Here is a 19379-nt window from a genome sequence, read left to right on the forward strand (position 1 = left end):
CGCCTTACATGCGCGGCGGCGGGCCACGGCGCTCGCTGCTGCTGTCGGCGCTGCCCGCCAGGGCGGTGCCGGTCACCACGCGCTCACCGGCCTTGAGTCCTTCGATGATCTGTACCTGGGCATTGGTGTTGATGCCGATGCGCACCTGGCGTTCCTGTGCCTGGCCTTGCGCATCCAGCACCCGCACGGTGTAACGGCCCTGCGCATCCTTGGCCCCCAGTGCGGTGGAGGGCACCACCAGCGCATCCTTGGCCTCGGCCAGCACGATGTTGACCTGCGTGGTCATGGAGATGCGCAGCTTGCCATCCGGGTTGGGCAGGTCCAGCAGGCCGTTGTAGTAGATCGCCGTGGAGCTGGAACTGCTGCTGGTACTGGTGGTGGTGCTGGTACTGGTGTCGTCCTGCAGGATCGAATCCGGGGCCGGCTCGATGGCGCGCAGGGTGGTGCGATAGCGGTGGTCGGGGTCGCCCAGGATGGTGAAGTACACCGGCAGGCCAGGCTTGACGCGGACTACGTCGGCTTCCGAGATCTGCGCCTTGACCGTCACGGTATCCATGCGGGCCACCTTGATGATGGTCGGAGTGGACTGGTTGGCGTTCACGGTCTGGCCTTCCTGCGCCACGATGGCCACCACTTCGCCGTCGATGGGTGCGGTAATGCGGGTATAGCCCAGGTTCAGGCGGGCGGTATCGACCTTGATGGCGCCGTCCCTGATCTGCGCCTGCAGGGCGGCGATGTCGGCGCGGGTGGAGTTCAGGGTCGCCTCGGCGCTCTCGAAGTTCTCGCGCGAGCTGGCCTCACCGGCCAGCATCATCTGCTGGCGCGCATAGGCCAGTTGCGCCTGCTTCAAGGTGGCTTGCTTGGAACGCAACTGGGCCTGCAGGTTCTGCAGCGAGTATTCGGCGCTGGCCAGCGCATTGGCCTGGGTCAGGGAATCGATCTCGGCCACCAGTTGGCCCTTCTTGACGTGGTCTCCGAGCGCGACCTTGAGTGACTTGATCTGGCCCGACACCTGGGCTCCCACGCTGACCTGCTTGTAGGCCTTGACGGTACCGCTGGCCAGGACCACGTCCTGGATGTCGGCGATGGCCGCGGTGGCGGCAAGGTAGGCGGGCGGCGGCGGCGGGGTGAAGGCCCGGTACCCCAGATAGCCTGCGAGCAGCAGGATGGCAAGCGCGGCGAAGATGATCTTGGGACGGCGGAAATAGGCGATGTTCATGCGTCAGAAGGCAGTGCGAAGGAAGGCCCTGCGGACCCGGCCGCAGAGGCGACAGTGTGAGGCAATTCGGCCGGAGTGCACGTCAGGAGACGTAAATTTTGTGCAAGCGGAGGTTGCCGGCCTCAGGGCTTGGGCAAGGCATTGACCGGCGGTACGCTGCCCAGCAGCCGCACCATCTCCACGCCCTCGACCAGGAAGCGCTGCAAGGGGGTGAGCATGTAGGGCAGGGCCAAGGCGATCAGGACGAAGCCAGCCAGCATGGTAATCGAAAACCCGATGCCGAACAGATTCAGTTGGGGAGCCGCACGGGTAAGGATGCCCAGGGCAAAGTTGGTGATGAGCAGGGCGATGAGCAGCGGTAGCGACAATTGCACCCCCATGCTGAATACCTTGGCGCCCCACAGGCCCAGTTGATGGAAGCCTTCGGTGGTGATCGGTACGCCGGTGATGGGCAGGGTGTGAAAGCTTTCGGCCATCACCTGCAGCAACACCAGGTGGCCATTCAGGCTCAGGAAGACCATGGTCGCCAGCAGCGAGAAGACCTGGCCAATGACGGCTGTGCGCCCCTGTGTCTGGGGGTCGAAGAAGGCCGCGAAGGACAAGCCCATGGTCGAGCTGGTCAGCTCCCCGGCGGCCTCCACGGCGGCAAAGACGATACGCATGGCAAAGCCCATGGACAGACCGATCAGCAGTTGCTGCAACAGGATCAGCAGGCCCGTCATCGACATCGGATCGATGGCCGGCGGCACCGGCACATCCGGTGCCAGCACCGCGCCGATGGCAATGCCCAGCAGCACCTTCACCAACATGGGGACACTGGTGCTGCCGAAAGGCGGCGCAATGGAGAGCAATCCAAGGATGCGCGTGGTCGGCCAGATGAACATGGCGACCCAGGCATAGAGCTGCTGGCTGGAGAAGGTGAGCATGGTCGGCAAGCGCAGGGCGGCGGCCCCGCGCGCGGGCGTGCTACTGGACCATGGCGGGGATGCCGCTGAACATGGTGTGCATGTAATCGAGGATGATGGTCAGCATCCAGGGACCGGCGATGATCATGGCCAGGAACACGCCGACCAGCTTGGGGATGAAGGCCAGGGTCTGCTCGTTGATCTGGGTCGCGGCCTGGAAGATGCTCACCAGCAGTCCGATGAACAGGGCAGTGAGCAGCATCGGGGCCGCGACCAGGAGGGTGACTTCGATGGCCTGGCGGCCCATGGTCATGACGCTTTCGGGTGTCATAGTGATCCTTGCCTTGGTCGGCGACTAGTAGAAACTCTGGGCCAGGGAGCCGATCAGCAACTGCCATCCGTCCACCAGCACGAACAGCATCAGCTTGAAGGGCAGCGAGACGATGGCCGGCGACATCATCATCATGCCCATCGACATCAGGATGCTGGCCACCACCATGTCGATGATGAGGAAGGGAATGAAGATGGCAAAGCCGATCTGGAAAGCGGTCTTCAGTTCACTGGTAACGAAGGCCGGTACCAGCAGGCGCAGCGGCACGTCTTCCGGGCCTTGCAGGGCCGGTCCGCGCGAGAGCTTCACATACAGTGCCAGGTCGGCCTGGCGGGTCTGCTTGAGCATGAATTCCTTGAGCGGTGCGGCCCCCTTGTCGAGCGCTTCCATCATCTGGATCTTGTTTTCCGAGAAGGGCTGGTAGGCCTCGGTGTAGATGCGGTCGAACACCGGACTCATCACGAAGAAGGTCAGGAACAGCGACAACCCGACCAGCACCTGCGTGGGTGGCGTGGACTGGGTGCCCAGTGCCTGGCGCAGCAAGGACAGCACGATCACGATGCGGGTGAACGAGGTCATCATCAGCATCGCCGCCGGAATGAACGACAGCGAAGTGAGCAACAGCATGGTCTGGATCGGCAGCGAATAATTCGTGCCGCCGCCTGGGGCGGGCATGCTGTTGAGCGCGGGCAGGCCCTGCTGGGCCGAGGCCGCCAGCGGCAGGCACAGCAGCGCCAGCCACCAGTAGGGGCTGCGCAGCAACGCGGCGGTGCGGTGGCGCAGGAAAGAGAGTGTGCCTCGCGGCTTAGGATGTGCTGCCATCATTACCCGGACGGTCGCCGTTGCCGGTACCGCCATTTCGTTTGTCCATGGTGTGCTTGAGCCAGGTGGCAAAGGCCGGTCCGGCCGTGACCGGTTGGGCCGCCACGCCTTCCTGGCGCGGCAGGGTGGCCAGGGCATTGACCCGACCGGGAGCCACACCGACCACGATCCACTGGTCGCCGACTTCGACCACCATCACCCGCTCGCGGGTACCCACCGACACGCCGCCGACGACCTTGGCCACGGCGTTGCCGCTCATGCCGCTGGCCAGGCCGAAGCGCTTGAACAGCCAGGCGACTGCGGCCATCACAGCCAGTACCGCGACCAGCCCCAAGAGCATGGTCAAGACACTGCCGGTGGAGGAGGGTAGAGCGCCGGCTGCTGCCGGTGCCGGGACAGCGACGCTGCCGGCGGTGGTGTTGTCGGCCCGGCTTTGGGCCGTGACGGCCAGACTGCCGCCCAGAAAGATCAGGGCGGACACCAGGTCCGCCCGGGACTGACGCAAGGCTTGTCTCATCGATGCTGCGTAAATACGTCTCATGAAACGGAAGTCATTGCGCTCAGCGGTTGAGCTTGCGAATGCGTTCGGCCGGCGTGATGATGTCGGTCAGGCGGATACCGAACTTGTCGTTGACCACCACCACTTCGCCTTGTGCGATCAGGCAGCCGTTGACCAGTACGTCCATCGGTTCACCGGCCATGCCATCGAGTTCCACCACCGAGCCCTGCGCCAGTTGCAGCAGGTTCTTGATGGCGATCTTGGTGCGGCCCAGTTCCACGGTGAGTTGTACCGGGATATCGAGGATGAAGTCGATGTCGTTGGGGGTATTGGTCTTGATATCGGCCGCACTCAGGTCCTTGAAGACGGTGGCCATCGCAGGGGCTGCGGTGATGCCTTTCTCGTCTTCCATCTCGCCTTTTTTCTGCGCCTCTTCGGCCTCGCTCTGCTCGGCCATGGCCGCGCCCCACGGATCGTCTTCCGCTGCGCCTGCGCCTGCTACGTTCTCATCAGCCATTGCTAATCTCCTTGAAAGCTTTCCGGTGTTTCTTGATGGGTGATGGACAGCAGTTTCTCCACGCGCAGGGCGTATTGACCATTGGACTGGCCATAGCTGCATTCCATCACCGGTACGCCGTCAACCTGTGCCTCGACGGTCGTATTGGTCTGCAGCGCGATGACGTCGCCGACCTGCATGTTCAGCAGATCGGTGAAATTGACTCGGGCAGTACCGAAATTGACGATCAGTTCGACCTCGGCGGTCTGGATCTGCTGCTTCATCAGGCGGATCCAGCGCTTGTCCACTTCCAGCGCTTCGCCCTGCATGCTGCTGGTGAGACGGTCACGCACCGGCTCGATCATCGAGTAGGGCGTGCAGATGTGGATCTCGCCCGACACCGGCCCCAGCTCGACGGTGAAGGTGGTCGAGACCACCACTTCGTTGGGCGTGGCGATGTTGGCGAACTGGGTATTCATTTCCGAGCGGATGAATTCGAATTCGATCGGATAGATCGGTTCCCACGACTTGGCGTAGGTCTCGAAGGTGATCTCCAGCACGCGCATGATGATGCGCTGCTCGGTGGGCGTGAATTCGCGGCCTTCGATGCGGGTATGGAAGCGACCATCGCCGCCGAACATGTTGTCCACCAGCATGAACACGAACTGCGGGTCGAACACCACCAGCCCGATGCCACGGAAGGGCTTGATGTGGACCAGGTTCAGGTTGGTCGGGACCACCAGGTTGCGGATGAATTCACTGTACTTGGACACCTTCACCGGACCGACCGAGATCTCGGCGGTACGGTGAATGAAGTTGAACAAGCCGATGCGGAACAGACGCGCGAAACGCTCGTTGATGATTTCCAGCGTGGGCATGCGCCCACGCACGATGCGTTCCTGCGTGGCCAGGTTGTAGGTACGTACCGTACCAGGAGCTTCTTCGACGATTTTTTCTTCGTCTTCATCTCCCGTCACGCCCTTCAAAAGGGCATCGACTTCTTCCTGTGATAGAAAATGCTCGGCCATGGTCGACGATCTCTGACTTCGATACGGTGTTACTGCTGTTGGATCACGAACGAGGTGTAGAACACGTCGGTGATCTGCGGTCCCTTGCCCTTGCCCGAGAACGGCTCGCCCAGTTGGTCGATGATCTCGTCGGTCAGACGGCGCTTGCCTTCGCTGGTGAGCAGTTCGGACGCCTTCTTGCTGGAGAGCACCATCAGCAGGCGGCTGCGCACCTGGGGCATGTACAGCTTGAGGGCTTCGGCGGTCTGGCTGTCCGGCACCTGCAGGGTCATGGCCACTTGCAGGTACTGGTCGCCGGTTTCCTGCTGCAGGTTCACCACAAAGGGTTCGATCACCACGAAGGTTGGCGCCTTGGCCTCGACCTTCTCTTCGGCATGATCCTCACCCTTCTTGCCCTTGCCACCCATCATGAAGAAAGCTGCTGCACCACCGATCACCAGTACCAGCACGACACCGATGATGATGAAGAGCATCTTCTTGCTGGATTTTGCCGGTGCTGCTTCTGCTTCAGCTCCCTTGGCCGGGGCTTTTCCTTTTGTTGCCATCTACTATTCCTTTCAGTTCGTCAGCGCGGGTTGAGGGCTTATCTGCTTATCGGCAGCCAAATCGCATTGTTGAGTCCCGCACGGACGAAAATTGCATGTTTTTTAAGGTTTCCGGTCTCGGCGCTTACACGAAGGTATCGACCAGGCCCAGTCCACTGGAGGTTGCGGCTGCCGTGACGCTGCCGCCGAGGGCGACGTCGCCCTCCTGTTCCTTGCCGAAGCTGGAGGAGGACCCGCTGCGCGCCTGCTGCTGGCCATTGCCTGCCCCCTGATGCTGGTTGGGCATGCCGGTCTGGACATTGGCCTGGCCGAGCTGGATGCCGGCCTGGTCCATCATTTCGCGCAGCTTGGGCAGGGCCGCTTCCAGCGCCTGCTTCACTTCCGGCTGGGCGGTGATGAAGGTGGCATCGGCTTGTTGGTTGTGCACGTTCAGGACCACCTGCATCGGGCCCAGGTCCGGCGGGTTCAGGCTCAGCGAGGCACTCTGCATGCCGGCGGTGGCCATCCAGGTGATCTTGGTGCCCAGGGCCTGGTTCCAGCCGGCGCTGCCGACGTTGGACTGGATCTTGTCGCTGTAGGCCGGGGCGAACACGGCCTGCGTCTGGTTGGCCGCAGCGGTTTGCTGCATGACGGGCAGGGCCAGCGGCTGCGGGGCCGCCTGGGCCTGGTCCTGTCGGGCAGGCGCTGCCATCTCGGGCGCGGTCTTGTTCAGCTGGGCACGTGCGGCCAGGGCACTGGCATCTTCCTTGGGCTCGGCCTTGGCGGCGGCGCTGAGGTCGATGGCTGGCTTGCCGTCCTTGCCGTGGCCGTTTTGCTGGGGCGGGTTGGCCTCGGCGTTGCTCTTGCCGGCCAGTTCGCCGGCGGCGGCACCCTGCTTGCCTCTGGCGGCAGCCAGGGCATCCTGCAGGGCGGCCGGATCGAGCTTGCCTTGCTTGTCTTCGGCCAGGGCTTGCTGCTGATCCGCCAGGGACAGCTTGCCACCGCCGCGCTTGGCCTGGGCCAGCAGGTCAGCCTCGCTGCTCTCGCCCTTGGCCTTGCCATCGCCGTGCTTGACGGCGTTCTGGGCGATGTTGGCCACCAGGGCCAGCAGTTCGGCCGAGGCCTGGGTGGTGGTGTCGCTGCCGTCTTCGTCCTTGTCCTTGTCGCTGACCTGGCTGCTCTCGTCACTGCCGTCGCTCTTGCCGGCGTGACTGGCGCTGTTGGCGGCGTTGGGGGATTGCTGGCTGGCAGCCGATTGACTGGCGGCCGCCTGTTTGGCCGCAGCCTGGGCATTGGCGGCCTGGTTGTCGGCGTTCTGCTGTGCCTGGCGCGCCTGGGCCTGGTTGTCCTGCACGCGCGTGCTGACCTGGCTGTTGAGCACCTGGTTGAAGGGGACATCGGCCGAGAAGCTGTCGGCAGGATTGCCCGAGCGCGCGCCTGTGGCGGCCTGGGAGCCGGTAATCACGTTCAACAACGGCAGGGAAGTGTTCATGATGGTGGGCCTGTCGGTAAGTGCTGTCTGCTGCTCTAGGATGCGGGTTGTGGTGCGTTGCGTACGGTTTCGGTATTGCGTGGCTGGGCGTTTCAGCGCTCAGCGCTTGTAGAAACTGATGCGGGCGGCATGCTCGTCCATGGACTTCTGGTCGCGCTTGTTTTCCTTGCGCTGCTCCTGGTCCCGGGCGCGGGTGGCCAGGGTGTCATAGGACATGCGCTTGCGCTCGCAGGCCTGCCATGCTGCACGGGCTTCGGCCACACGCTGCTGGCTGCTTTGTACCACGTTGACCTGGCCGTCGATGGCGTTGTCGATCTTTTCCAGGAACAACTGGAAATTGCGATAGGCCAGCGCAGTCAGGCCATTGGTCAGTGTTTCCTGGAAGCGCGCGGCGTAATCGTCGCGGTATTGCTGCAGGATGCCCAGCTTCTGCTGTGCTTCTTCACTCACGCGAATAGCCCGACCGAGGCGCTTGGTCGCTTCGTCGGTCTCTTTGGTCGCCAATTCAATCAGCGTATCAAGTGCGGAGGGAGTAGCCATGATCGCTCTGATTATATTTTTGAGGATGCGCGCTCAATCACCCGAATAGAGCGGTAAGTTGCCTCAAGCTCTCTGATACATCGGCTTGCTCATGGATGCCTTGCTGCAAAAAGGCTTCCATTCTTGGCAACAAGGCAATGGCTTCATCCAGGATGGGATCGCTGCCGGCGGCATAGGCGCCCACGCTGATGAGGTCGCGGTTGCGCTGGAAACGTGAATACAATTGCTTCAGATGGCGTGAACGGCGCTGATGGTCGGCGTCGGTAATGCTGTGCATGGCACGGCTGATGGATTGCTCGATGTCGATGGCCGGATAGTGGCCGGCTTCGGCCAGCTGGCGGTTGAGCACGATGTGGCCGTCCAGGATGGCGCGGGCGGCATCGGCGATCGGGTCCTGCTGGTCGTCGCCTTCGGTCAGCACGGTGTAGAAGGCGGTGATGGAGCCGCCTCCCTCATCGCCATTGCCGGCGCGTTCCACCAGGGCCGGCAGCTTGGCGAAGACCGAGGGCGGGTAGCCCTTGGTGGCCGGCGGCTCGCCGATGGCCAGGGCGATTTCGCGCTGCGCCATGGCGTAACGGGTCAGCGAATCCATGATCAGCAGCACATCCTTGCCCTGGTCGCGGAAATACTCGGCAATGGAAGTGCAATAGGCGGCGCCCTGCAGGCGCATGAGCGGCGGGGTGTCGGCCGGTGCAGCCACCACCACCGAGCGTGCCAGGCCCTCGGCACCAAGGATCTGTTCGATGAATTCCTTCACTTCGCGACCGCGCTCACCGATCAGGCCGACCACGATCACATCGGCGCTGGTATAGCGCGCCATCATGCCCAGCAGCACGCTCTTGCCTACGCCCGAGCCGGCGAACAGGCCCATGCGCTGGCCCCGTCCTACGGTAAGCATGGTGTTGATGGCGCGAATGCCGGTGTCGAGGATGTCGCGGATCGGTGCGCGTCCCAGCGGGTTGGCGGCACGCACGGCCAACGGGGCCGAGCGTTCGGTATGCAGGGGGCCCAGATTGTCCAGCGGCCGACCGGCACCGTCGAGCACGCGGCCCAGCAGTTCGTCGCCGACCGGCAGGCGGCGGCTGTGCTCGTCGGCGCGGCGCGGGGTGAAGCTGATGGGGCCGGTGCGCGGCGGTGGACGCACCGGTTCGACGGGATAGACGCGGGTGCCGGGAACGATGCCTTCGACATCGCTCTGCGGCATCAGGAACAAACGTTCATCTTGAAAACCGACGACTTCGGCTTCGATCATCGTGCCGTTGGGCAGCGGTACATTGCAGGGGCTGCCCACAGGAAGCTTCAGTCCGACCGCTTCCATCACCAGTCCGGCCACGCGCGTGATGCGCCCGGCCGTGCGGGTAGGCTCGGCCATGGCCACCAGGCTGCGACAGTTGTGCAGATAGGCTTGCCACAGGCTGCTATGGGATGGCATCGGGGAGTTCATGCGGGTCTCCCGTTCAGGTCGGTATCACGGCGGACACCTCATTCCAGCCAGTCGAGCTGCTTGGACAGCGACTCGCCCAGACGCTGCCAGCGCGTCTGGGTGGTGGCATCGATCTGGTTGGTGCGGGTTTCGACACGGCAGCCGCCGCGGTCGAGCAGGGCGTCTTCCTCGATCTTCCAGCCTTGCTGGGCCAGTTCTTCGCCCAGGTGCTTGCGCACCAGCGCGGCATCGTCCGGGTGCAGTGTCAGGCTGGCCGGCAGTTGCAGCACGGGCAGGGCGTGGATGGCGGCACTCACCGTCGGCAGGATCAGTTCGGGGCGCACGTTCAAGGCCGTCTTCAACATGGACTTGGCCAGGTCCAGTGCCAGGTCCAGCAGTTCGGGGGCCATCTTTTCGCTGCACTGGGAGACTTCGGTGCTGAAGTTGACGGCGATCTGGCGGAAGTGCTGGATGACTTCGTTGACTTCCTGCTGGCCTTGCTGCAATCCGGCCATATAGCCCTCCGAGCGGCCGGCCTGCAGGCCGTGCCCGCGGCCTTCGGCAAAGCCCTCCTGGCGTGCGGCCTCGCGGATGGCGTCGAGCTGCTCGGCCGTCAGTTGGGGGACTGGCGGCGGTTCTTCCAGAAACTCTTCCTCTTCCGGCAGCGGTTCCGGCTCCGGTTCGGGTTCTTCGTTGAAGGACGCCAGCTCCCAGCGCTGGTAGGGCGTCATCTCTTCCTTGGGTATGATCTTTGCACGCATGGCTTCTTTGACTCCTCAGGCCGGCATGCCGACAGCATCCTGCATGGACCGCTTCAAGTGCATCAGATGAACGCGTCCTCGCCCTTGGCACCCAGCACGATCTGGCCTTCGTCGGCCAGGCGGCGCACGATCTGCAGAATGGCCTTCTGTTGCGCATCCACTTCGGACAGGCGCACCGGTCCCTTGGACTCCAGGTCTTCCTTCATCATCTCGGCCGCACGCTGCGACATGTTGGCGAAGATCTTGTCGCGCAGGCCTTGCGAGGCACCCTTGAGGGCCACGATCAGCGACTCGGACTGGACTTCGCGCAGCAGCAGCTGGATGCCGCGGCCGTCGATATCGATGATGTTCTCGAAGACGAACATCTCGTCCATGATCTTCTGCGCCATGTCCTCGTCGTAGGAGCGCAGGTTGTTCATCACCGAGGTCTCGTTCTCGCCCGACATGAAGTTGAGGATCTCGGCCGCAGTACGGATGCCGCCCATCTGTTGCTTCTTGAGGCTTTCGTTGCCGGTCAGCAGCTTGGTCAACACGTCATTGAGTTCGCGCAACGCGGCCGGCTGCACGCCGTCCAGGGTTGCAATACGAAGGATGACGTCGTTGCGCAAACGTTCCGTGAAATTGTTGATGATGCCGCAGGCATGGTCGCGCTCCAGGTGGACCAGGATGGTGGCGATGATCTGCGGGTGTTCGTTGCGGATGAGCTCGGCCACCGACTGCGCGTCCATCCACTTGAGGCTTTCGATGCCGGACGCATCGCGTCCGCCCAGGATGCGGTTGAGCAGGGAGGTGGCCTTGTCGTCGCCCAGGGCCTTGGTCAGCACGCTACGGATGTATTCGTCCGAATCCAGTCCCAGCGAGGAGGCCTGGCCGGTCTCGGCGACAAAGGCTTCCAGCACTTCGTTGATTTCTTCGAAGCTGACATTGCGCAGGGCCGACATGGCCGCGCCCAGCTTCTGGACCTCTTTCGGGCCCAGATATTTCATGACTTCGGCGGCCTCATCCTCGCCCAGGGCGAGCATCAGGATGGCGCCTTTTTGAACGCCGTCGTTACTCATTGTTCACCCATGACTTGATGATGCTTGCCACCAGTTTCGGATCATTCTTGGCCCACTGCTTGGCGGTTTCCAGATTGGCCTTGTACTGGGCACGTTCGTCCACTGCCGGCTCGCCGGAGAGGTTGACGATGGCGTCCGGATCGTCCGGATCGAAGCCGGCGGCAACCGCTGCGGCAGCGGCGGCGGCTTCGGCCTCGGCCTTTTCCTTGGCCAGGCGTTCGCGTTCTTCGCGGCCCGACAGCTTCCAGACGATGGGGCGCAGCACGCGGAAGTAGAGGAACAGCAGGACCGCGGCCACCAGTACGTACTTGCCGATTTCCTTGGCCAGTTCGATCATGCCCGGCTGCTTCCACAGTGGCACTTCCGGTTCCATGTCGGTGCTGAACTGGGTATTGACCACGTTGAGCGAGTCGCCGCGATCCTTGTTGTAACCCATTGCCTCCTTGACCAGATCGGTGATCTGGTTGCGCTCGGCTTCGGTCAGCGGGCGCATGACGATCTTGCCGGTGTTGTCCAGGGTGCGCTTGTAGTTCACCACCACGGCCACCGTCAGGCGACGCACGCCACCCATGGGTTGCTGGGTGTAGCGCACCGTCTTGTCGACCTCGTAGTTGATGGTCTCATCCTTGCGCGAATTGCCGCTGGCCGCAGGAGTCGGTGCTGCGCCATTGGGCGTGGCCGCAGTATTCTGGTTGGCTGCACCATTGGCGGCCGCCGGATTGACGATCTGGGCGGTGGCCGGGGCAGGGGGCTGGTTGGTCAGCGCGCCGGGTACGCCCGACGTGCCGGAGGTGGCGCTGTTGGACTCGCTGCTCTGCTTGCTGCGAACGGCGGCGGTGTCGCGGGTCTGATTGGGCTTGTAGGCTTCGGAAGCCTGCTCGGAGCGGGAGAAGTCCACATCGGCCGTGGCCTCGGCACGCACGTTGCCGTTGCCGACGATGGGTGCAATGATGGATTCGACGCGCTTGACGATGTCCTGCTGCAGATCCTGGACATACTTCAGCTGGGTCGGATCGAGGGTGTTGGTCTGGCCTTGCTTGGTGGTGTCGGAGAGCAGATTGCCGTTCTGGTCGACGATGGTCACGGCCTTGGGCGAGAGCTCGGGGACGCTGCTGGCGACCAGGTGCACGACGGCACTGACCTGTTGCTGATCGAGGTAGCGGCCCGGATAGAGGCTCAGGATCACCGAGGCGGTCGGCTTTTGCTGGTCGCGCACGAACACCGACGCTTTGGGCAGGGCCAGGTGCACACGGGCGGTCTGGACCGGCGCCAGGGATTCCACCGAGCGCGCCAGTTCGCCTTCCAGGGCGCGCTGGAAATTGACTTGTTCCAGGAACTGGGAAATGCCCAGCTTCTGGTTCTCCATCAGCTCGAAGCCGACATTGCCGCCCTTGGGCAGGCCCTGAGCGGCCAGTTTCAGGCGCGCGTCATGCACCATGTTTTCGGGCACCAGGATGGCCGTGCCGCCTTCGGAATACTTGTAGGGCACGTTCATCTGCTGCAACGAGGCCACGATGGCGCCACCGTCGCGGTCATTGAAGTTGGCGAACAGGACGCGATACTCGACCTTCTGGCTCCACAGCCAGATGCCGGCCATCAGCGCCAGGGTCGCAGCGGCGGCAATGATGAGCAGAATGCGCTTGCCCTGGGGCGAACGGGCGTAGCCCATCATGCCGCCCTGGGCGGACTGCCCCTGGGGCATGCCCTCGTTGTTGCCGAGTTCGCCCGAATTGTTGGTCTCGCCGGTCATCGTGCCGTCGGCTGCTACCGCCATGATTTCCCCTCTGGCGTTCCCTCGATTGCCAGCTTGATGAATACTTTGATCACTGCCTACCTTTGTGAGGTTTTTTGCTCAGTGTGGATTGTCCGTTGGTAGCGGGAATTTGATCGGCCGAACAGAATGGCAAATTCCCCGCTTATTGGTGCGATTTGTCAATGCAGCAGTGTTAAGGTGCTGCTGTAGATGGCGAAGGTGCGTGTGGTACTTTTGCCAGGCGGCAAAATGAACTCAAGAGGTGGGAAATGGCAATTGACAGCGTGATCGACACCAGCAAGATCGAAGCAATGGTAGCCCAGCTGAAGGCGGCAGCGGCCCGCGCCCAAGGGGGTGTGGACCCGGTTCAGAGCAGCGTGGCAGCCGAAAAACCGGCCCAGCGGGTGGATTTTGCCGACGTGCTCAAGGGCGCGATCGACCAGGTCAACGATTCTCAGCAGAAGGCGGCCAAGATGTCGCAGGCCTTTGCCATGGGGGATGACAACGTGAACCTGTCGGATGTGATGATCGCTTCGCAGAAAGCCAACATTTCCTTCCAGACCAGTATCCAGGTGCGCAACAAGCTGGTCTCGGCTTACCGTGACATCATGACCATGCAGGTGTGAAGTTTTCTGCTTGAGGTCGCCCCTGGCAAGGGACGGTTGTACATGACAAAACACCCCAGAACCGGTGATCCGGTTGCTGGGGTGTTTTGTCATTGGCGCGCCCGGCAGGGCGCACCGGCTTACATCATGCCTGAGGCCTTGGCGTTCTGTTCGCGTTCCAGCTTGGTGATGAAGCGCTGGATCGCGGCCAGCACCGTACGCGGGATGTCGATGAACTGCAGACCGAAGCGATTGACCACCTTGCCATTGGTCATCTTGAATTCCTTGCAGTCGCGCACCTGCAGTTTGACCGATACCAGGGTATTGTCACCCAGCTCCAGCTGGCAATCTTCGTAGGTCACGCCCGGAGTGGTGGGGAGCAGCTTCTTTTCGTCGGTGATGCCCACGCCGCCGGCGCTGATATTGTTGAGCAGCGTAACGACCGTGATGAAGGAGCCATCCGGCTGGGTGATGCGGAAAGTGCAGCGCAGCGGCTTGGCGATCGGCGTGGGGATGCGGAAATACTCGCGGCGCTGCAGGCGCACCAGGCTTTCGGGGATATCGACCCGCAATGCCGGGCGGCTCTGGTATTCGACCTGGCGTGCGCCATCGACGGCAAAGGTAATGCGGATGCTGTTGTAGAGCGCCTCGAAATTGATGCGCTTGCTCGACACGATGCTCTCGTTGAGCATGGCGCTGGGGGCGGCGTCGATGATGAGCGAGTCGTCATCGTCATCGACTTCCAGAATGGAAGTGATCACGGACTCGGATCCGCCCTTGATCAGCAGGCTCAGGAGCTGGTTCTTCTCCATCATGCTGGTCAGCAGGGCAATGATCTCCCTCCGTGAATGAACCCGGTATGGGCTGTCGTCGTCGATCTCGTCGTGGTTAGCCATCTGTGCGTCTTGTACGTCTGAATTCAGCGAGTGGGATCGCTTTCCCCTGAGGATTTGTTGGAATAATTTAACCCCGTATCATACATCACTGACCCGCTTAATTGCATATTTTCAATACGATATAGCCAGGCCAGCAATTCCGCCACGGTGCGGTACAGGGCAGGGGGGATCTGCTGGTCCAGTTCGACCTGCATCAGCAGTGAGACCAGCTCCTTGGATTCATGGACATAGACGCCCGCATCGCGCGCCCGCGCAATGATGGCTTCTGCCACCAGGCCGCGGCCCTTGGCCACCACCTGCGGGGCTGCCTGGCTGGCGTTGTAGGCCAGGGCCACGGCGTTTTGCAGGGGGATATTAGGTTTCTCCATCGGCTTGCTTGACAATCAGTGAGTCCAGGGAGGTGCCGGCAGCCGCCATGGCACCGGAAAACAGCGCGCTGTTGCCGCGCAGGGCAGCGGCGGCGGCTTCGTTGTCGGCTTTCACCTGTACGTGGATCTGCTGACCAATCAACCGGATCGAGGCCGAGACGCTGCCCAGGTGGGCAAAGTTGAAGCGCACCACGCTATGCCAGGTGGGCGTGTTCTCGTCCTCGGCGCCGGCTTGTTCGCGGCTGTTCTGGCCCTGTTCCTGATTGATTTCCCATTCCATCTTCTGGCCGGGCCAGACTTCGCCGTGCCAGACCACGCGCTGCTGTTCCAGGGCGTTGAGCTGGAGGTTGATGATCTGTCCCAGCTGATTCTGGGAGGGATCGCTGTCGCTGAGCAGATTGATGTCGCCACCCTGTCGCGCAGCGACCTGGGCTTGCGGTTCCTTCATCAGGTCTGCGGCCGGACGTTGTCCGGCGGCCCAGGCGGCCACGTGCGACTCGTAGAAGACGCCGCTGTTGGTAATGGCATCCTTCAAGGCTGCGGCCATCTGTTCGGGGGCGACCCCGGCCTTGGGCAGCAAGGGGGTGGCCGCATTGATGTGATCGGCCACGTCGCCCTGTTGGGATGCGTGCAACAGCGTGTCGATCAGGCGGCCGGCATGGCTGAGCGTGGTGGTGGTACTGGCGGGAGCGCCCGATTGCCCCTGGCGAGGGCCTTTTGCCTGGGCATCGGCAGCGATATCCTCGTTCTGCGCGATCTGTCCCGCACCGCTTTCGTCGCGGGTAACGAACTGCAGCGACTTCAGGTCCTTCTGCATCGCGCGCCCGGCACTGCTCAAGGCCACGGAGGCGCTTTCCTCGTCAGGGTGGATGCTGCCTTCGTTGACCGAGAAAGTCGGGCGGGGATCCTTCGAGACCAGCGTCAGGGTCAGGGTATCGCCTACCTTGGCGCTGTTGGGCAGCACCATGCGCGCGGCCGTATTGGCGATGCGCACCAGGAAGGTGCCGTCGTTGAAATTGGAGAGGATGCGGCCCGACATCTGCTGGCCCACTGCAATCTGGGCCAGGCGACTGAAGGCTTCCTGCCGCGCATCGGCAACCGAAACGACGGCGGTCGCCGCTTCGACAGGATTGACGGGCTGGACGGCGCTGGCAATATCGGCCCGCGGCAACATGGTCAACTACCCATGCCGTAGGTATTGAGGAGCTTCTGTTCGGTCTGGTTGCTCTGGATCATTGCCGACAGTTTGCGCAATCCCGGTTCGGTGAGGTTGCGGATGTCGCGGTCGTCTTCGAGGATCTTCTTGATGATGTCGACCTTGCGATGGCGCAGCGGCTCAGGCAGGGCGACATGTTCCTCGCTGTCGCGCAGGCTGGCGATGTGCTGGCCGCACTGGGCTTCGAGTGCGGCCAGCAAGTCCCAGTCACCGGCACGGGCGGCCGACAGCATCTCGTTGGTCAGCTTCGAGATGGACTCGTAGAGCGCGATGACGTCGTCACCGTTCATGTCAGTCATGCCTTTGCAAAGCTGGAGAGAGGGACGTCTTGCACCATGGTCATCGGCGCAGCGGGCTGCGCTGCATTCGGACCGATCTGTTCCCACGCGGAACGGATATCCTCAAGCAGTCCGTGGATCTCGTCGAGGATGGCCGGGTTGTTGGTCGCGTTGGCCTCGAACAGGCGGCGGCTCATGTATTCATAGAGCGAATCGAGATTGAGCGCCAGTTCGCCGCCGACTTCCTTGTTCAGGCTGGCGCGCAGGCCGTTGTCGATGATCAGGATGGCCTTGGTGATGGATTCGCCCTTGTCCTTGATGTTGCCCTCGCCCATGGACTTCCTGCCCAGTGCGATGGCCACCAGTGCGCCGTCGAAGAGCATGGTGATGAGCTTGTGCGGACTGGCCGCAACCACCCCGGTTTCCACGCCGATATTTGCGTAGGCGTTGGCCCCGCGTTTCATGGTTCCGAACATGACGTTCTCCTATGTTCGCGGTATCACTTCAACCGCTCTTGGCCAGGCTGGCCAATTGCTGGGTCAGGTAGCTCTGGGTGGACTGCATGCTGGCCAGCGTGACGTTGAGGCGGTTGAACTGATTGGTATAGTCGTCTTTCAGATTCGACAGACGGGTCTGCACCGCGGTCTGGCGATCCTGGTTGATCTTCAGACTGGCTTGCAGTCCGTTGGTCTTGGAGGCAATGATGCCGGTATCGCTGAGCAGATTGGTCATCAACGTCTGCAATTTGGTGACGATACCATTTTTGGACGATGTGGTGTTGGTCGGATCCGGATCAGTGGCAGTGAACAGATTGGCAATGCCCGCGAAGTTGTTGGTGGTCGCCGTCGACAGCTTGGTGGCATCCAGTGCCAGGGTGCCGTCCTTCTGGAAGGCGATGCCGATGTCGGAGAGGGTGCTGATGCCGTTGCCGCCATCCACGCTGGAGAACAGGGTGTTGCGCAACTGGCTCATGATGGTCTGCACCGATGACTCGCTGGCCAGCGGTGCCGACGTATTGGCCTGCCCCAAGGTCGTCGAGGGTGTCTGCGCCGTCATGCTGGCCACGGCCTTGGCCAGGGTGTTGTAGGCCGATACGAAACTGTTGGCCGCCGTGGTGATGCCGGAGGTGTCGTTGCTGATGTTGAGCGTGAAGCTGTCGGACGAGGTGGTGACCTTGGACAGGTTCAGCGTCACGCCCGAAATGACGTTTTCGACCTTGTTGCTGGTGCTGGTCACGGTCACGCCGTCGATGGACAGCTTGGCATCCTGTGCCTTGAGCAATTGGCCCATGCCGCTCATGGTCAGCCCGGAGTAATCACCGGTCCCGGTCAGTGAAACAGCCGCCGTCGCGCTGCTGCCGGTGGGTGTGAGCACCAGGTGGTCGTTGCTGCCATCGTTGCTGATGGAGGCGGTCACTCCCGCGCTGGCACTGTTGATGGCGCTCATGACCTGGTTCAGGTCGATGTTGCCGCTGCCGTTGGCAGTGGGGTTGATGGCCACGGTGGTGTCGCCCACCTTCAGGTTCAGCGTGCCGGAACTGTAGGTCTGGCTGGTGCTGACGTTGGGTGAGATCACCGTGCCGCTGGGGTCCGAGCTGAACACCGAATAATTGCCGGTGCCGGTGATCTTGATGGTGTTGGCCGCACCGCTGTCCTTGGCCGTGATGACCAGGTGGTCGTTGGTACCGTCGCTGACAATGGTGGCGTTCACGCCGGCATCGCTGCTGTTGATGGCATCACGCACGCCGGTCAGGCTATTGGTGGCAGGCTGGATGATGGTAGTCGAGCCGGTGCCGGTCTTGATGGCCAGGATGCCACTGTCGAAGGTGGTGCCGGGGACGATGCTGGCCGAACTCAGCTTTTGAGTTTGCGCCAGCTGCGATACGCTGACCGAATAAGTGCCCGAGGCCGCCTTGGTGGCGTCACGCGGCGCCTGGGTCTGGGTCATGGTGCTCGGTGTCGAGCTGGACGGGTCGTAAGCGAAGGCGGACAGGCTGTTGTTGGCGCTCACCTTGATGGTGTTGGCCGTGCCGCCGGTGTTGGACTCCAGCACCAGGTGATCGCCGCTGCCATCGGTGACGACGGAGGCGGTCACGCCAGCCTTGGCGGCATTGATCGCGTCGCGTACGCCGGCCAGGGTAGCGTTGGCCTTGAGGGTGATGAAGGTCGGTGAACCCGTGCCGATCTTGATCGCAATCGAATCCCCGGCATTGTAGGTGGTGCCGCTGCTTACGCCGGCCGACTGGATCTTCTGCGCCAGGATCTTGGTGGAGTCGTCGCCGTTGATATCGGCGGTGAACGGATCGGTGGTCAGAGTGGACCCGGTACCGGCGTTGTTGACTGTGCTTTTCTGCGAACTGAAGCTGGCCGACGTGAGCGACTTGATCGCCGACTGGTAGCTCGACAATGCACTCTTGAGGCTTCCATACGCGGAGATGAGCGTGTTGTAGCTGCTCGCCTGGGTGGTCAGCGGGGTCAGTTGCGATTGACTCTCGGCCGAAACCAGCTGGCTTACGAGAGTGGCTACATCAAGCGGGCCTGCCGATGTGGAAATGGTGCCGGTGGAAGTCGCCACGGTTCAACTCCTGATACTTTGCGTGAAGCACAGCGCTGTGCAGTTTCCAGCGCGGTCAAGAGGAGACGGGCTCTCGAGTACGGCGTCGGGGAAAGAGGGACGCTGTGCGGGATGACTATCTGAATCCGTTATGAACTAGAGTAGTCGAATCCGACATGCGCAATGAGCGAGCATTGGCGCATGCGGTTATTCGAGCCACTGCAGTTCGTACCAGACTCGAGCTGACACTCAAGCCTTGTCCTTGATCAACAGGCCTTGCATCTTGTCGATGGACTTTGCGATGGCAATCGCTTCTTCGCTGGGAATCTGGCGAATCACGGTGTCAGTCGCAGTATCAACGACCTTGATGATGGTCTTGCCGGTATCCTGGTCCTTGGAGAAATTCAAGGCGGCGGCATTGGCGGCGGCAAAATCGTTGAGTTTGCCGACGGCATCATTGACTTCGCTTTCGGTTGCGCGGCGGGCTTCCGGAGTGGCCGCCGGTGCGACCGTCGATACCACGGGATTGGGCTTGTCGGCAGCCTTCGGTGCTGCATATGCAGTACCGGAGTCGCCAGCAGCAGTGATGTTAAGTGGGGCAATCGACATGGT

At 62.3% G+C, this 19379-nt stretch carries 22 protein-coding genes; 1 reads left to right on the top strand and 21 read right to left on the bottom strand.

Annotated elements, in window-relative coordinates; all coding sequences use genetic code 11:
- Nucleotides 1-4: 4 nt before the first annotated feature.
- From GWL_RS07125 to fliF, 14 genes are all read right to left on the bottom strand, one after another.
- A complete protein-coding gene (locus GWL_RS07125; RefSeq protein ID WP_008328167.1) occupies nt 5-1219 on the bottom strand; it encodes an efflux RND transporter periplasmic adaptor subunit in 1215 nt (404 codons plus the stop codon).
- 122 nt (nt 1220-1341) lie between these two features.
- Nucleotides 1342-2145, bottom strand: coding sequence for a flagellar biosynthetic protein FliR (fliR, locus tag GWL_RS07130; RefSeq protein WP_008328169.1), 804 nt, complete (start codon nt 2143-2145; stop codon nt 1342-1344).
- 40 nt (nt 2146-2185) lie between these two features.
- Nucleotides 2186-2455: a flagellar biosynthesis protein FliQ gene (gene fliQ, locus GWL_RS07135; RefSeq protein WP_008328172.1), complete on the bottom strand. Its 270-nt coding sequence runs from the start codon at nt 2453-2455 to the stop codon at nt 2186-2188.
- Nucleotides 2456-2479: 24 nt separating this feature from the next.
- Nucleotides 2480-3277, bottom strand: a complete 798-nt coding sequence (fliP, locus tag GWL_RS07140; protein ID WP_369770097.1) for a flagellar type III secretion system pore protein FliP — start codon at nt 3275-3277, stop codon at nt 2480-2482.
- Nucleotides 3261-3794, bottom strand: coding sequence for a flagellar biosynthetic protein FliO (gene fliO, locus GWL_RS07145; RefSeq protein ID WP_157174203.1), 534 nt, complete (start codon nt 3792-3794; stop codon nt 3261-3263). Before fliO ends, fliP begins: the two co-directional genes overlap by 17 nt.
- 43 nt (nt 3795-3837) lie before the next feature.
- The gene (gene fliN, locus GWL_RS07150; RefSeq protein WP_008328178.1) at nt 3838-4293 is read right to left on the bottom strand and encodes a flagellar motor switch protein FliN; all 456 of its coding nucleotides are present in this window, start codon (nt 4291-4293) and stop codon (nt 3838-3840) included.
- A 2-nt stretch (nt 4294-4295) separates the two neighbouring features.
- Nucleotides 4296-5300, bottom strand: coding sequence for a flagellar motor switch protein FliM (fliM, locus tag GWL_RS07155; protein ID WP_008328180.1), 1005 nt, complete (start codon nt 5298-5300; stop codon nt 4296-4298).
- A gap of 29 nt (nt 5301-5329) precedes the next feature.
- Nucleotides 5330-5845 carry a flagellar basal body-associated protein FliL gene (gene fliL / locus GWL_RS07160; protein WP_008328183.1) on the bottom strand — a complete coding sequence of 172 codons (516 nt, stop codon included), beginning with the start codon at nt 5843-5845 and terminating at the stop codon, nt 5330-5332.
- 124 nt (nt 5846-5969) lie between these two features.
- The gene (locus GWL_RS07165; protein ID WP_008328186.1) at nt 5970-7316 is read right to left on the bottom strand and encodes a flagellar hook-length control protein FliK; all 1347 of its coding nucleotides are present in this window, start codon (nt 7314-7316) and stop codon (nt 5970-5972) included.
- A 99-nt stretch (nt 7317-7415) separates the two neighbouring features.
- Entirely contained in the window at nt 7416-7856 is a 441-nt protein-coding gene (gene fliJ / locus GWL_RS07170) for a flagellar export protein FliJ (protein WP_034350233.1), read from the bottom strand.
- Nucleotides 7857-7893: 37 nt separating this feature from the next.
- The gene (gene fliI, locus GWL_RS07175) at nt 7894-9300 is read right to left on the bottom strand and encodes a flagellar protein export ATPase FliI (RefSeq protein ID WP_034350235.1); all 1407 of its coding nucleotides are present in this window, start codon (nt 9298-9300) and stop codon (nt 7894-7896) included.
- 38 nt (nt 9301-9338) lie between these two features.
- Nucleotides 9339-10040: a flagellar assembly protein FliH gene (gene fliH, locus GWL_RS07180; RefSeq protein WP_008328191.1), complete on the bottom strand. Its 702-nt coding sequence runs from the start codon at nt 10038-10040 to the stop codon at nt 9339-9341.
- Nucleotides 10041-10102: 62 nt separating this feature from the next.
- Nucleotides 10103-11098 (bottom strand): flagellar motor switch protein FliG, encoded by a 996-nt coding sequence (gene fliG, locus GWL_RS07185; protein WP_006462657.1) that lies wholly within the window; start codon nt 11096-11098, stop codon nt 10103-10105.
- A complete protein-coding gene (gene fliF / locus GWL_RS07190; RefSeq protein ID WP_008328195.1) occupies nt 11091-12872 on the bottom strand; it encodes a flagellar basal-body MS-ring/collar protein FliF in 1782 nt (593 codons plus the stop codon). The genes fliG and fliF overlap by 8 nt, the downstream gene beginning before the upstream one ends.
- Nucleotides 12873-13120: 248 nt before the next feature.
- Between fliF and fliE the strand changes: the two genes are divergently transcribed.
- Nucleotides 13121-13477 carry a flagellar hook-basal body complex protein FliE gene (gene fliE / locus GWL_RS07195; protein ID WP_008328197.1) on the top strand — a complete coding sequence of 119 codons (357 nt, stop codon included), beginning with the start codon at nt 13121-13123 and terminating at the stop codon, nt 13475-13477.
- 119 nt (nt 13478-13596) lie between these two features.
- Here the strand turns inward: fliE and GWL_RS07200 are convergent, their stop codons facing one another.
- From GWL_RS07200 to GWL_RS07230, 7 genes are all read right to left on the bottom strand, one after another.
- Entirely contained in the window at nt 13597-14352 is a 756-nt protein-coding gene (locus tag GWL_RS07200; protein WP_008328199.1) for a flagellar brake protein, read from the bottom strand.
- A gap of 23 nt (nt 14353-14375) precedes the next feature.
- Nucleotides 14376-14720 (bottom strand): EscU/YscU/HrcU family type III secretion system export apparatus switch protein, encoded by a 345-nt coding sequence (locus GWL_RS07205; protein ID WP_034350237.1) that lies wholly within the window; start codon nt 14718-14720, stop codon nt 14376-14378.
- Nucleotides 14707-15894 carry a flagellar hook-length control protein FliK gene (locus GWL_RS07210; RefSeq protein ID WP_034350238.1) on the bottom strand — a complete coding sequence of 396 codons (1188 nt, stop codon included), beginning with the start codon at nt 15892-15894 and terminating at the stop codon, nt 14707-14709. The genes GWL_RS07205 and GWL_RS07210 overlap by 14 nt, the downstream gene beginning before the upstream one ends.
- Before the next feature lie 2 nt (nt 15895-15896).
- On the bottom strand, nt 15897-16226 hold the full coding sequence (locus GWL_RS07215; RefSeq protein ID WP_008328205.1) for a flagellar protein FliT: 330 nt from the start codon (nt 16224-16226) through the stop codon (nt 15897-15899).
- A 5-nt stretch (nt 16227-16231) separates the two neighbouring features.
- The gene (fliS, locus tag GWL_RS07220) at nt 16232-16690 is read right to left on the bottom strand and encodes a flagellar export chaperone FliS (RefSeq protein WP_008328208.1); all 459 of its coding nucleotides are present in this window, start codon (nt 16688-16690) and stop codon (nt 16232-16234) included.
- A 28-nt stretch (nt 16691-16718) separates the two neighbouring features.
- Nucleotides 16719-18788, bottom strand: coding sequence for a flagellar filament capping protein FliD (gene fliD, locus GWL_RS07225; protein ID WP_008328209.1), 2070 nt, complete (start codon nt 18786-18788; stop codon nt 16719-16721).
- A gap of 228 nt (nt 18789-19016) precedes the next feature.
- The gene (locus GWL_RS07230; RefSeq protein ID WP_008328211.1) at nt 19017-19376 is read right to left on the bottom strand and encodes a flagellar protein FlaG; all 360 of its coding nucleotides are present in this window, start codon (nt 19374-19376) and stop codon (nt 19017-19019) included.
- Between the last annotated feature and the right edge of the window lie 3 nt (nt 19377-19379).

The organism is Herbaspirillum sp. GW103 (assembly GCF_000261365.1).
GTDB lineage: Bacteria > Pseudomonadota > Gammaproteobacteria > Burkholderiales > Burkholderiaceae_D > Herbaspirillum.

Bases quoted from the DNA above. Each gene is read 5' to 3' on its own strand.
- GWL_RS07205 (WP_034350237.1), bottom strand. From the start codon at position 14,720: ATGGAGAAACCTAATATCCCCCTGCAAAACGCCGTGGCCCTGGCCTAC.
- GWL_RS07230 (WP_008328211.1), bottom strand. From the start codon at position 19,376: ATGTCGATTGCCCCACTTAACATCACTGCTGCTGGCGACTCCGGTACT.
- fliJ (WP_034350233.1), bottom strand. From the start codon at position 7,856: ATGGCTACTCCCTCCGCACTTGATACGCTGATTGAATTGGCGACCAAA.
- fliO (WP_157174203.1), bottom strand. From the start codon at position 3,794: ATGAGACAAGCCTTGCGTCAGTCCCGGGCGGACCTGGTGTCCGCCCTG.
- fliQ (WP_008328172.1), bottom strand. From the start codon at position 2,455: ATGACACCCGAAAGCGTCATGACCATGGGCCGCCAGGCCATCGAAGTC.
- fliE (WP_008328197.1), top strand. From the start codon at position 13,121: ATGGCAATTGACAGCGTGATCGACACCAGCAAGATCGAAGCAATGGTA.
- fliL (WP_008328183.1), bottom strand. From the start codon at position 5,845: ATGGCAACAAAAGGAAAAGCCCCGGCCAAGGGAGCTGAAGCAGAAGCA.
- GWL_RS07210 (WP_034350238.1), bottom strand. From the start codon at position 15,894: ATGTTGCCGCGGGCCGATATTGCCAGCGCCGTCCAGCCCGTCAATCCT.
- fliI (WP_034350235.1), bottom strand. From the start codon at position 9,300: ATGAACTCCCCGATGCCATCCCATAGCAGCCTGTGGCAAGCCTATCTG.
- fliN (WP_008328178.1), bottom strand. From the start codon at position 4,293: ATGGCTGATGAGAACGTAGCAGGCGCAGGCGCAGCGGAAGACGATCCG.
- GWL_RS07215 (WP_008328205.1), bottom strand. From the start codon at position 16,226: ATGAACGGTGACGACGTCATCGCGCTCTACGAGTCCATCTCGAAGCTG.
- fliF (WP_008328195.1), bottom strand. From the start codon at position 12,872: ATGGCGGTAGCAGCCGACGGCACGATGACCGGCGAGACCAACAATTCG.
- fliR (WP_008328169.1), bottom strand. From the start codon at position 2,145: ATGCTCACCTTCTCCAGCCAGCAGCTCTATGCCTGGGTCGCCATGTTC.
- GWL_RS07165 (WP_008328186.1), bottom strand. From the start codon at position 7,316: ATGAACACTTCCCTGCCGTTGTTGAACGTGATTACCGGCTCCCAGGCC.
- fliM (WP_008328180.1), bottom strand. From the start codon at position 5,300: ATGGCCGAGCATTTTCTATCACAGGAAGAAGTCGATGCCCTTTTGAAG.
- fliG (WP_006462657.1), bottom strand. From the start codon at position 11,098: ATGAGTAACGACGGCGTTCAAAAAGGCGCCATCCTGATGCTCGCCCTG.
- GWL_RS07200 (WP_008328199.1), bottom strand. From the start codon at position 14,352: ATGGCTAACCACGACGAGATCGACGACGACAGCCCATACCGGGTTCAT.
- fliP (WP_369770097.1), bottom strand. From the start codon at position 3,277: ATGGCAGCACATCCTAAGCCGCGAGGCACACTCTCTTTCCTGCGCCAC.
- fliS (WP_008328208.1), bottom strand. From the start codon at position 16,690: ATGTTCGGAACCATGAAACGCGGGGCCAACGCCTACGCAAATATCGGC.
- GWL_RS07125 (WP_008328167.1), bottom strand. From the start codon at position 1,219: ATGAACATCGCCTATTTCCGCCGTCCCAAGATCATCTTCGCCGCGCTT.
- fliH (WP_008328191.1), bottom strand. From the start codon at position 10,040: ATGCGTGCAAAGATCATACCCAAGGAAGAGATGACGCCCTACCAGCGC.